The 11,677-nt window shown below is 66.8% G+C and carries 9 protein-coding genes and 1 pseudogene; 9 read left to right on the top strand and 1 reads right to left on the bottom strand.

Going from position 1 to position 11,677, the window contains the following annotated elements:
• Positions 1–505: 505 nt before the first annotated feature.
• The 6 genes and pseudogenes from AB0H61_RS38630 to AB0H61_RS38605 all read left to right on the top strand — a co-directional run bounded on the left by AB0H61_RS38630 (position 506) and on the right by AB0H61_RS38605 (position 6,894).
• Positions 506–1,045: a hypothetical protein gene (locus AB0H61_RS38630; RefSeq protein ID WP_357313795.1), complete on the top strand. Its 540-nt coding sequence runs from the start codon at positions 506–508 to the stop codon at positions 1,043–1,045.
• Positions 1,046–1,438: 393 nt separating this feature from the next.
• Positions 1,439–1,722 (top strand): annotated as a pseudogene (locus tag AB0H61_RS38625) (fatty acid--CoA ligase); the annotation flags it as partial.
• Positions 1,723–1,798: 76 nt separating this feature from the next.
• Complete coding sequence (locus AB0H61_RS38620; RefSeq protein WP_357313804.1) at positions 1,799–2,344, top strand: hypothetical protein; 546 nt, start codon at positions 1,799–1,801, stop codon at positions 2,342–2,344.
• Between the two features lie 559 nt (positions 2,345–2,903).
• Positions 2,904–4,268, top strand: a complete 1,365-nt coding sequence (locus tag AB0H61_RS38615; protein WP_357313793.1) for a hypothetical protein — start codon at positions 2,904–2,906, stop codon at positions 4,266–4,268.
• 152 nt (positions 4,269–4,420) lie between these two features.
• Complete coding sequence (locus AB0H61_RS38610) at positions 4,421–5,665, top strand: MoxR family ATPase (RefSeq protein ID WP_357313801.1); 1,245 nt, start codon at positions 4,421–4,423, stop codon at positions 5,663–5,665.
• Between the two features lie 2 nt (positions 5,666–5,667).
• Positions 5,668–6,894, top strand: a complete 1,227-nt coding sequence (locus tag AB0H61_RS38605; protein ID WP_357313798.1) for a VWA-like domain-containing protein — start codon at positions 5,668–5,670, stop codon at positions 6,892–6,894.
• Between the two features lie 6 nt (positions 6,895–6,900).
• On the opposite strand, the gene AB0H61_RS38600 is transcribed toward AB0H61_RS38605, so the two are convergent.
• A complete protein-coding gene (locus AB0H61_RS38600; protein WP_357313790.1) occupies positions 6,901–7,731 on the bottom strand; it encodes a universal stress protein in 831 nt (276 codons plus the stop codon).
• A gap of 232 nt (positions 7,732–7,963) precedes the next feature.
• Between AB0H61_RS38600 and AB0H61_RS38595 the strand changes: the two genes are divergently transcribed.
• The 3 genes from AB0H61_RS38595 to AB0H61_RS38585 all read left to right on the top strand — a co-directional run bounded on the left by AB0H61_RS38595 (position 7,964) and on the right by AB0H61_RS38585 (position 10,837).
• The gene (locus AB0H61_RS38595) at positions 7,964–9,196 is read left to right on the top strand and encodes a hypothetical protein (protein ID WP_357313787.1); all 1,233 of its coding nucleotides are present in this window, start codon (positions 7,964–7,966) and stop codon (positions 9,194–9,196) included.
• A 320-nt stretch (positions 9,197–9,516) separates the two neighbouring features.
• The gene (locus AB0H61_RS38590) at positions 9,517–10,218 is read left to right on the top strand and encodes a hypothetical protein (protein ID WP_357313784.1); all 702 of its coding nucleotides are present in this window, start codon (positions 9,517–9,519) and stop codon (positions 10,216–10,218) included.
• Positions 10,219–10,279: 61 nt separating this feature from the next.
• Positions 10,280–10,837, top strand: coding sequence for a tyrosine-type recombinase/integrase (locus tag AB0H61_RS38585; RefSeq protein WP_357313781.1), 558 nt, complete (start codon positions 10,280–10,282; stop codon positions 10,835–10,837).
• Positions 10,838–11,677 lie beyond the last annotated feature (840 nt).

Genomic DNA, 11,677 nt, shown 5'->3' with positions numbered 1-11,677 from the left:
GACACTGGTGGGCAGCCGATTTGGGAGCTTCTCACCGGGTACCTGGACCCGATCCTGGCCGGGATCAGGCCCTGGCACCAGTGTTAAGTAGCCGATGTGCGGAAGCTTCCGTGTCTCGGTGAATCTCGGTGGCAGGCCGATCAGAGACTGACCTCATCACACCCAGATGACCTGCCACCGCTCCGGCTGTCGAGTCGCTCGTGGGGTTCAGTGGCGAATCGGAGACCTCCCTAGGAATCGACATCTGGTGCCGGCAGGCAGATACCGAGCGCCCTACTGTGCCGTATGCCGCGCGTTCGGCGGCTTTGCCCGAGCGATTTGTTTGCAGCGTCACCCGCCGGGGAGAACGCTGAATCACGTTCGCGGCCAATCGGTCATGTCGGCCGTAGTGATACAGGGGCGGGTTGTGAGACCTGCCATAGTTCGCTTGTGAAACGAAATCCTTACTCAGCCAGATGATCTGGGAGCGGCCGCCAATGAGGGCGGCCCTACCCGAGGAGACGACATGACCCGACGTATTTTGCTCGCGGCCACCGCCGCGGTGACGCTCAGTGCGTGTGGCGGTGAGGGTGCGTCCAATGCCGGGCCCTCGGCATCGAGCACCGTTTCCAAAACCGTCCCGACCACGGTGTCCATCGTCGAGACGACCGCGCCCAGCGCTGAGACCACCGCGCCCAGCGCGGAAACCACGGCGCCTGCCACCAAGAGCGCCGTTACCTCGGCAGCACCCCGACCTTCGGACACGCCGTCAGCGGACGAACCCTGCGCCATGGTCACCCGCGAGTTCCTGATCACCTCGTTGAGAATGACCGGGGGGCCCAAGTATCCGCTGGCCGATCTCCAGCGCGCACGGTGCAGCGGCACCTACGCCTCGGCAATGAGCCAACCGGAGGGCACCCTGCATCCGGTCATGTATCTGTTCCGGTACTCCGCGAGGAACGGGCACATGCTCTGGCACGTGATCGATGTCGGCGAAGGCCTCGACTGTGTGAACAGGCACGGCGTACCGGCGGCGGCAGGACGTGAAATCGGCTGCGCCGCATAGTCGTTATCCACGTCGGAGGGGCATCGGTGTCGAAATGGCGTTGGCGTGGATGACGACCAACGTCCCGTAACAGCCGCCGCGGCGACCAGGTGGGTACGCCGGTCGTACGTCGCCGGCACTGCAGTACGGATTGTCGGCCGCATTGGGGCCATCATCCCGGCCACATTGCGCTGCTGGTACCAGCCGCAGTGCTGATCACGCCACGGCGGTCGATCACCGTGACGTCGGCACTGGGCTCCGGGACAGGGCCTGCGGTGTAGGACACTCGAGGGGTACCGGATTCGTCCACGGGGTCATGATGCACGGCTTGTGTTCAACGATTGCGTTGTGGCACTTCGGCACCCGACAGGGTTCGTCTCGGTGCGGCGGTTGCTGAGCTACGGCAGCACCGCACACGCCCAGAACCGGGTGATCATCGTCGACGCGTCCCTGTTGCCCCTGCTCGCGCCCAGCTGCCGCGCCCGGCGGGACTGCGCCATTCCATCGTCAGTGGCGACCCGGCCGACATCGCCGTTCCGGCCGGAGTGCGCGTCCACCGCTATGAGCAGCTGATCGCGGACCAGCCCACCGAATTCGACTGGCCCGCAACAGATGAACGCAGCGCGGTCGCCATGTGCTACACCTCCGGGACCGCTGACGACCCCAAAGGCGTTGTGTACTCCCACCATTCGATCTGGGACGCAGTTCGGTACGACCGTGGTGGTAGTGCCGCAACCGTGTGCGCTTCTGTCGCCCGAACTGCTCTACACCGCGGTGACCCGGCAACAGCGACGCACCATCGTGCTGATCCAAGGCTCGGTCAACGATCTGTGGTCACTGATGGACCTGGAACGCTCCGACACCGCCCGACGCCTGACGCGCCTGTGCCACGACCCGGACCCTGTGACGACTCCCCAAGGCGCTTACCTCGACGGCGGCCGCGTCCACCGCACCGCCGCCGGAGAACTCGTGCGCTCCAAATCAGAGGTCATCGTCGCCAACACCCTCCGGCATCTCGGTATCACTTACCACTACGAACACCCTCTCGTGATGCCGGACGGTACCCGACGGCTCCCGGACTTCACGGCGTACCCGCCGGCATCTCCTCCCGTGTACTGGGAGCACCTCGGGATGCTGAACAATCCCAAGTATCGTTCGGACTGGGAAGCGAAGAAGGCTTGGTATGCGGCACACGGCATCCTGCCCCACGACCGAGGCGGTGGCAACAACGGGACGCTGGTGTGGTCGGACGAGGGCGTCGACGGGCCAGGGATAGCCGCGGACGCAATCGAAGCGCTCGCGCGACGGGTGTTCGCCTGAATGGCTCCGGTCAGGCTGGAAGGGGCACGGGGGACATGGCAGGACGTGGGCGGCATTCCACGGAGGACATCGTGCGGAAGCTGCGCCGTGCCGACGAGCTCGCCGCCGCCGGGCAGACCAGTGAGCAGATCACTGCTGAGCTAGGGGTTTCGGCGACGACTGTACAACTGGCGGCGCCAGTATGGGGGTGGACACCGGCGCCGTGAAGGAACTGCGGGAGCGGAACGCGGGGTTGAAGCGGCTGGCTGCTGGCGGACGCGGAGCTGGAGACGGGCGCGTTGCGGGAGATCGCGAAGGAAAGTTCTTGGCTCGACCAGCAAGCGGCGGGCTGTTGAGATGCTCAGACAGGTGATGGGCGTGTCGGATGGCCGGGCCGGCCATCAACATCTGATGGCTCGACACCCCGCACGATCTCGCGGTGACGTCGGTCCGGCGGCGGCCGTTGCGAGCCTGTTTCCCGGCCTGTTTGGCGGGTCTCGGCGGCGCGCTCTATGATCGACGCGATGATGATTCCTTCTGATCGCAGATTGGGGGCCCCGTTCGTCCAAGGTGAGTGCTGATGCTCGCTGCGAAGACGAATGCGGACGATTCCCGCCTTTCCTTCTGGCCGCGCGTGCGTGAGTTCGCCGTGCCGCCCTCCATGATCGAGACCGCTACCGCTCGGCGTCGCGTCGGCGATTGGGCGGGGGCCTGTGCCGCTGCCGGTTTCGATGTCGATGTCGATTTACGTTCTGTGGCAAAGATTTACGGCCGGGAGCTGGCGGCTGAAATCCGGTCCGATCTGCGGCATTTGGCCCCGGACCTGTTGCGCTGGCACCTGCCGAGAGTTGCTCCGGATGGTTTGCTTCGGCCGGGATTGACGATCACGCTCGCTCGTTATCCGCGTGGCACAGCCGGTTTCGCGCACCTTGTGGTCTGTACCACGCCGGCGTGGGCGGATGCCGGGCAGCGGGTCGCCCTCGCGCTGTGGGATGGATCCGGCGCCGTAGCCGGTTTGCCTCCGCATCCCCGGCCGGACCGTCGTTTCCGGATGGACCTGCATCGTCACCTCTGGGATGCGCGCCGGTCCGATGAGCTGCGGGCGCGGTGCGGAGCCGAACCGGGCGCGGAGCGGTCGGCGCTGGACCCGGCTCTGCTGGAGATCGTGTCGCGGAATCGCGGCTACGCCGTTGATCGCTGGGCCGCCGAAGCGCGAATCCTGCTCGATGCCGGGGGGCGACAGGAGAATACCTTCCTGGTGCGGTTGGGTGACCGGCAACGGGTGATCGCCGAACTGGGGCCTGCCGGCTTGCGGATCGCGGCGGCATATCCGGCTGGAGCTGTCTCGAAGCTTCCTGTGCTGCCCTACGCCTCGACCTGGCTACTACCCGACCTGGAACTGCTTCGCACCGGCGCCATCTCGCTCGATCGACTGCATCAGCTGGTCGCCGGGGCGCTGGTGCCCGGCTATTCGCCGAGCGAGTCCGTCCGGGAGCCAGGCCAGGGGGAGCGAACTCACCTGGTGGACTGCGGTGGCGAGCAACACCGAATCGGCTTGGTCGACGGTGCGCTGTCCGCACTGGACCACGACCCGGCCGAGATTCGGCGCGAGGAACTCCTGGCCGCTTTGAGCGGCACCCCGCTGCCGTGCCTGCAGGCCATCGATCAGGCACACCGCCAACCGGAGTGCCTCACAGGTGTTCGCGAACGCCTCGCACACGGTGACACCACTGGCGCGCTCGCTGTCGTCGAAGGCCTGCTCGGTCCCGATGCGGTCCTGCGCGACGGAGCTCTCCGGGACGAACTGGAAGCCACCGCGCGACAGCAGATCACATACGGGCGCTACCGATCCGGCCTGTCCGAACCGGAACTTGCCCCCAACTACCCGGGCGCTCGCCGTCCACGAGATCGCCGCGCGCACCCGCGCAACGCGACAACCTACTGACCCTTTCCCGCCGTACGCTGCGGCAATGTGCGGCTGCTCGACGATCCTGCGACTCTGCGCACAGCCGCGCGGTACTACCACCTGACGATCCACGACCGCACGACCCGACTACGTCCCACGTCGTATCCCTCCTACAGCACAAGGTGATTCACATATCTGCTCATGTCACGAGCTCCGCTGCTCACCCCTCTGCGGATCACGCCTCCCAACTCGATATCGCCGCTGATCTGCTGACCTTGCTCGGCGAGACCACCACCGAACAGCGAACCGACACCCAACTGGAGGCCCTCACTCTTGCGGTTGCCGCCGACCTGCCGGTGCTGCTGTGGGGTGAGCCGGGAATCGGTAAGACCGCGGCCCTGACGCAGCTCGCCGAAACCTTGGAGCTTCCACTGACCACAGTGATCGCGAGCGTGCATGAGCCGTCGGACTTTTCGGGTCTGCCGATCGTCGGCGACGACCCCGCGGAGCACGGTGTTCCGATGGCGCCCCCGGACTGGGCGGTGCGATTGGTCCGGGCGGGCCGGGGACTGCTGTTCCTCGACGAGCTCTCCACCGCGCCGCCCGCCGTGCAGGCCGCCCTGCTGCGGCTCGTGCTGGAGCGGCGGATCGGTGCACTGAAGCTGCCGCCCGGCGTCCGGATCGTGGCGGCAGCCAATCCGCGCTCGTCGGCGGCCGACGGCTGGGAGCTGAGCCCGCCGCTGGCCAATCGGTTCGTGCACCTGCAGTGGGTGCACGATCACGATGTGGTCGTGCGGGGTCTCGGCGGCACCTGGCCGCGCGCGACACTGCCGCGGCTCGATCCGGAAAAGCTCACGGAGGCAGTGGTGTTCGCGCGTCGCGCGGTGTGCGTGCTGCTCGCGGCGCGCCCGAAGCTCGTGCATCAGATGCCGAGCAGTGAGGCGCGCCGGGGCGGTGCGTGGGCTTCGCCTCGCAGTTGGGAGATGGCGCTGCGGCTGATCGCATTCGCCACCGCCGCAGGATCTTCCAGGGATGTGCTGTCGCTGTTGATCCGGGGCGCGGTCGGGGATGGCCCGGGTTTCGAGCTACTGACCAGCCTGGACCGGATGGACCTCCCAGACCCCGAGACGCTGCTGGCCGATCCTGCGGGCGCCGAGCTCCCCGAGCGCGGGGATCTGCGCCAGGCCGCGCTCGACGGAGTGGTCGCGGCGGTGCGTAAGCGCCCGGAGAGATCCCGCTGGGATGCGGCGTGGGCGCTGCTGGTCAGGGCGATCGAGACTGGGCCGCCGGATCTGATTGTCGTCCCCGCGACCACTCTCGCCACACTGCGCCAGGGAAATTGGGAGGTACCGGCGTCGATCGAGCAGCTAGCGGGCGTGGTGTCGGTGTCGCAACGCGCGGATCGCGCCGCCGAACTCGTGCGAGCGGGCCGGTGACGATGCCATCAGCGGATCGGGAGCTGGATCTGGAGAAGCTCTTCGCCGCCCGGCTGTACGCCGTGCGAGTCCGGCCATACCTGGCGACCGCCCTGTTCGCACTGCACATCGTCGAATCGGGCCGCGTCCCCACGATGAGCGTGGACCGGTGCTGGCGCTGCTATGTTTCGCCCGCGTTCGTGGACAGCATGCCCGTCGAGGAATTGGCCGGGGTTCTGGTGCACGAGGTCTCGCACCTGCTGCGCGACCACCACGGCCGCGGTGAGCGCTTCGCCCGTGCGCACGAACTGAGCGGGCCCGGGGAACGGCTGCGCATGAATATCGCCGCGGACTTCGAGATCAACGACGACATCTTCGGCGACGGACTGGTCCGCCCGGAGGGCGCGATCCGGCCCGCCGATATCGATTTGCCCGCGGGCAAACTCATGGAGGAGTACCTGCGGGAGTTCCGGTTCGGAACGTATACACCGGAGATGGCGTGGCTCGATTGCGGTAGCGGCGCCGACGGTCTGGAACGCGAGTGGGAGCTGGGGCCGCTCGGCGCGGACGGACTCAGCGAACAGGAGCGCGACGGCGTGCGTTTCCAGGTGGCGCAGGGCATCATCGGCCGCCCGGGCAACGTGCCCGAAGGATGGCGGCGCTGGGCGCAGGAAGCATTCCATCCACCGCAGCCGTGGCGCGACCTGCTCGGCGCGGCGCTGCGCGCGGCCGTCTCGGCACCCGGCGTCGGCGAGGACTACACCTATGGTCGGCCCGCGCGACGCTCGGCCGGTGTGCCCGGTGTCGTCCTTCCGAGTCTGCGGCGCACACCACCCCGCGTCAGCGTGATCATCGATACCTCCGGTTCGGTCAGCGACGCCGAACTCGGCAGCGCCCTGCTCGAAGTGACCGCCATCTGCCGCACGGTCGGCGGCCGTGACCTGGTCACCGTGTTGGCCTGCGACGCGGCCGCTCGGATCGCGTACCCGCTGTGCGCGGCCGAGGGCATCCCGCTGGTGGGCGGCGGCGGCACCGACCTGCGCACAGGCTTCGCCAAAGCCCTTCGCGCCCAACCCCGCCCGGACGCCGTCGTGGTCCTCACCGACGGTCAGACACCTTGGCCGGAGACCAAGCCGTGGTGCCGCACCGTCGTCGGCCTGTTCCGCCGGGCCCCCTCGTACAGCGAACGCGATTCCGATTACGTTCCGGACAGACCACCTGACTGGGCGCGAGTCGTCGAAATCGGCTAGGAGCACCTATCGGGTTCGGTTGCCGAGGCATCGCCAGCAGATGAGGGCGGCGGCGAGGTCGAGGAATCCGTGGTGCAGCCATTCCCAAGCCCGAGACATAGACACCGCACCGATGGTGAGGGCCCTGTTTCCCCGGGCCGTGTGATCAGTTTGGCAGCGGGCGATGATGACCGCGCATGGTGCGGCGTGTAGGACGGCTTGGCTGACCGAGCCGAGTGTCATTCCGGCGAATCCGCCGCGTCCGTGGCTGCCGACGACGAGCAGTTGCGCGCCTTGGGCTTCGTGTAGGAGTCGTTGGGCGGGACGGTCCTCGACTACGACGCGGCGGATCTCGACGTCGGGGTAGCGGTCGCTGTAGCCGGCGAGGCTTTCGGCCAGCGCGGAGTCTTCTTGCAGCATTTCCTCGCGCGGGATGTAGCGGTAGACCTCCGACCAGGTGTGCACGGCGACCAGTGCGACGTTGCGGACGGCGGCTTGCTCGTAGGCCACCCCGACGGCGTGGGCGCTGCAGGCGGAGCCGTCGACACCGACGACGACCGCGCCGTCGGTGGGGACGGGGTCTTCGTCGGGGATGACCGCGACCGGGCAGTGCGCGTGGCGGGCGAGGGAGGTGCTGACCGAGCCGAGCAGTCCGCGTCGCAGTGCGCCGTGACCGCGGGTGCCGACGACGAGCAGGCGAGCGTCTTTGGAGCTGTCTTTCAGCGCGGGGATCGGCGCGGATTCGGCGAGCGCGGTGGTGATCTCGAGGCGCTGGTCGCCGACGGCTTGCTCGGCGAGTGCTCGGGCCTGCTCGAGCGTGCGCGTCCCGTCCTCGATCTGAAGAAAGAGAGTGGGCATGAAACTCGGGGCGATTCAGTTCGGGTTTGTCGCTGTGCGTGGGTCGATGGACTGCCATGCTGTGCTCCGTGATGGCCGCGAGGGTGTGGAGTTCAGTTGGAAGGGTGTCGATGAGGGGGAGCCGGTCAGTGGTCGCGGCTGGGTGGTCATGTCCGGATCTGCTACGTTGCGGGGGCACCTTTCATCTCGGTGACGACTCCGCTTTCACCGCGCAGCGGTTCGAGGTGCTGTCGTGAGTGAGTACCAGTACTACGAGTTCGTCGCGATCGATCGTCCGCTGGATGACCGTGAGTTGGCGGAGGTGCGGGCCATGTCGACTCGGGCGCACCTCACGGCGACGAGTTTCGTCAACGAATACCACTGGGGCAGTTTCCGGGGTGACGTTCATCGGATGGTCGAGCGTTACTACGACGCGCACCTGTACCTGGCGAATTGGGGGACGCACCAGCTGATGTTCCGGTTGCCGCGCGCAGTCCTCGATCTCGCGGTGGCGGAACCGTACTGCCTCGGCGACTGTGTCACCGCCGAAACCTCTGGCGAGAGAATCATTCTGGGCTTCTCCAGTGAGGACGAGTCCGGCGATTGGGTAGAGGCTGCGGAGACTTCGTTGTCGGCCGTCGTGGGAGTGCGTGCCGATCTCGCAGCCGGAGATCTGCGGCCGTTGTATTTGGCATGGTTGGCCGGGTATGGAGCGTGGGAGCGTGACGAGTGGGCTTTCGACCGCGACCACGATGACCGACTCGAGCCGCCGGTGCCGCCGGGATTGCGTACGCTGACCGCCGCTCAGCGGGCGATGGCCGATTTTCTGCGGTTGGACCGTGATCTGCTGCATGTCGCGGCGTCGGCGAGTCCCGATCTCGCAGTCCGCGCCGATGATTCGCGTGCGCTCGCTGTGTGGATCGCCGAACTCGATGTGGCAGAAAAGGATCGGCTGTTGCTACGCGTCGCTGGTGACGACGCGGCCGGTGTGCGTATGGAACTGCTGCGCCGATTCCGCGATTCCGCGACCGCCGCCCCCGAGCAGGCACCACGGCGTACTGTCGCCGACCTGCTCGACGGTGCGGCCCGGCACCGGAGGGATCGGGAACGCCGTGAGGCCGCTGTCGAAGCCGAACAGCAGGCGCGACTGGAGGCCAGGCGGGCACGTGAACGCGCACGGCGGTTGGACGCACTAGCCCGTGACCAGGACGACGCCTGGCAACGAATCGAGGTGATGGTCGCGACGAAGAAGGCAAGCCAGTACGGGGCCGCGATCGAATTGCTCGTCGATTTGCGCGATCTCGCCGAACGGGAGGGCCGCACGGAAACCTTCATGCGGCAGGCGAGTGCGCTACGAGGACGGCATACCGGCAAACCGGCCTTCCTCCGACGTCTGGCCGCTATCGGTATCGAGGCGGGGCAGGCGCATAGTCGTCGGCGCGATCCTCGAGGACCCATGCGCCGGATTTCCGTAATCGAGCTGTAGAACAACCACAACGGAAGCCATTGCGGACATGCCCTTGCGCCACTGCCCGTCGGGGCGCGGGGTTCGAAGTCCGGTTCGGCGCGCGTCCACTGCCCGAAAATGGCTGTCGGCATGGAGAGTCCGGGCCGAGATGAATTGCTCTGCCGAGGTCACCGCCGATTTGAACGGCCGCCAACGCGGTCGCGGAGTACTGGCCGATTCACTATAGCTAATTTATAGCTAACTTCTGGCTCTTGTGATGCAAAGAGGTTCTGTCCAAGCTGCGTAGGCAGGTTGATTCGCGGCGGCGCGCATGCGATGGCACGGCTCGGGTCCGTCTGGTGGCGCTGTGCACGGTTGCGCGAATTGCTGGCAACCCATGTGTTGGGAAGGGTGTGATGGGCGGCAGGTTGCCGAAGCCGGTGGGTACTTTCGGAGTGCCGACGAAGCCGAAGAAGCAGCGCAACGGGCGGTGGCGGACCACCGTGTACTACTACGGGGCCGCTGGGCGGACTCAACTCGAGCGCGTGGGCGCGAGCCCGGACGAGGCGCGTAACCGATTGGCCGAGGCGATGCGTGATCATCGTGAACAGCTCGGCTATGGACGAATCACCCGGACGACCAAGCTGATGGATCTGGCGGCCGAATTGCTCGTCGAACTGGGGAATGACGAGGCCTATACCGAGGGCAACGTCGAGGACTACCGACGCGAGATCTATGTCTCGACCGACCGGCGCGCCAACCCGAAAACGATCAAGATCGAGAACTCGGTCGGCAACCTGCAGGTCTGGCAGGCCACCTCCGGCGAACTCGACCGCCACCTCAAGCATCTTGTGGCGCTGGGGCTTCGGAGAAAAGCCAAGCAGCACAAGATCGTCCTGCGAGCCATGATGCAGATCGCGGTCCGGCACGGCGCGGTGGAGACCAACCCGGTCGACGGAGTGGGATCGTTCGTCCGCCGCCGGACCGGCCCGAGGCAAGGTCGAAGACCGGCACGCGCTGCCCGCGTTTCGGGCCCAGTTACGCGCGTGGGCGCGTGGTGAGGCGGTCCCGGGCACCCCCGCCTACGTCAGCGGGCCCGCGCGAGACTGGACGGTGGTGTGGGTGGTCGATGTCGTCACCGGGACCGGCATGCGGCCGCACGAGATGTTCGCGCTGCTGCTCGACGACATCGATCTCGACGCCAGCGAGCCCTACCTCGATGTCACCGGCACCCTGGTCGAGGTCAAGGGTCAAGGCGCCGGAGGGTGGGTGCGCAAACCCGCCCCGAAGTCCGACAACGGGTGGCGGCGAATCCTGTTGCCCGACCACACCGTCGAATCGGTCCGGGAAGCGCTCGAGGACCTCGAGATCGCGGCACGGCCGAACCCGCAGGGACTGCTGTTCCCCGCGCGTAACGGCTCGGTGCGCAACCCGAACAACTTCGGCCGCACCTGGCGCGCGGCGCGCGGAGAGAACTTCGCCTGGGTGACCCCGCGCACCTTCCGCAAGGGCGCGGCGACCGCAGTCGATCACGCCTACGGCGACCCCGAGCGGGCCGCTCGGCAGCTCGGCAACACCCAGGCCGTGGCCAAGGCGCACTACATCGATGTGCCCGAGACCCTGCCCGACAACCGGGACGTGCTCGAGGCGTGGGCCCGCGGTGAGAGCCCGACAAAATGAGGGTGGCGAGTCCGAAAGTATGAGATTTTGACTGGCTCGGTTCGAATCCGGCGGCCTGGCGTGGAATGAGAAAACCCCTTCCGACCTGGTCGGAAGGGGTTTTCGTTGTCGGGCTGACAGGATTGAACCTGCGACCACCTTGCGAGCGTTCCAGTGTTCTGGAGCATGCTCAAGATTGCCCAATACTACCTAGCATCAACACCTTTCGGGAAGCCGCCGTGCTCGGCAGTTCTCATGAATTCGCGTTTATTCCGGTCAAAACTGTGGGGTTTCTGTGGGGCGCTGGAGCTCACTCTTCGTGCTTACGGCAATGATCCAGCCAATGTATGACAGCTCAGGGCCTGAGCCTCAACCACTCACCGGCGAGCACCCGACCGAGGACCACGGCCATCACGCACGATGCCCGAGGTGATCACCAGCGCGCGAGCAGTACCGCCGCCAGAACGTGCGGAAGTGCCGTCTGGGCATGGCGCAGCAGGCGGGGACAGGGCGGACGCTCACGACGCCGGTCTCCCATTGACCACCCGACTCGGTCTGGGTGAGCCCGATGGGTTGGCTATCCGATCAGCCTGCGGCAAGAGCACCGATGGCTTCCACGGCTTGGTCGACTCGACTCAGCCGCAACGCGGCAGCCGCCAGGCGGTCGGGAAGCCAATCGAGTGGCCCTGTGCTGGACGAATTCCTCATGAGCTGATTTGCCGACGAGTACGACGGAGCGGCAGTTGATTTCGCCGACGATGCCGACCTAGCCTCGATCTTTCGCTCGGCCGTCGGCCGGGCGTGTTCGGTTTCGGATTGGGTTTCCGGTCGCTGATTGGCGACCGGTGGGCAGCGTGGGGT

The organism is Nocardia sp. NPDC050710, from assembly GCF_040654375.1.
Taxonomy (GTDB): Bacteria; Actinomycetota; Actinomycetes; order Mycobacteriales; family Mycobacteriaceae; genus Nocardia.
This window is presented reverse-complemented; position numbering and strand designations above follow the sequence as displayed.

Excerpts from the sequence above, each read along its gene's own strand:
- AB0H61_RS38630 (WP_357313795.1), top strand. The coding sequence starts at position 506 with ATGACCCGACGTATTTTGCTCGCGGCCACCGCCGCGGTGACGCTCAGT.
- AB0H61_RS38615 (WP_357313793.1), top strand. The coding sequence starts at position 2,904 with ATGCTCGCTGCGAAGACGAATGCGGACGATTCCCGCCTTTCCTTCTGG.
- AB0H61_RS38605 (WP_357313798.1), top strand. The coding sequence starts at position 5,668 with ATGCCATCAGCGGATCGGGAGCTGGATCTGGAGAAGCTCTTCGCCGCC.
- AB0H61_RS38600 (WP_357313790.1), bottom strand. The coding sequence starts at position 7,731 with ATGCCCACTCTCTTTCTTCAGATCGAGGACGGGACGCGCACGCTCGAG.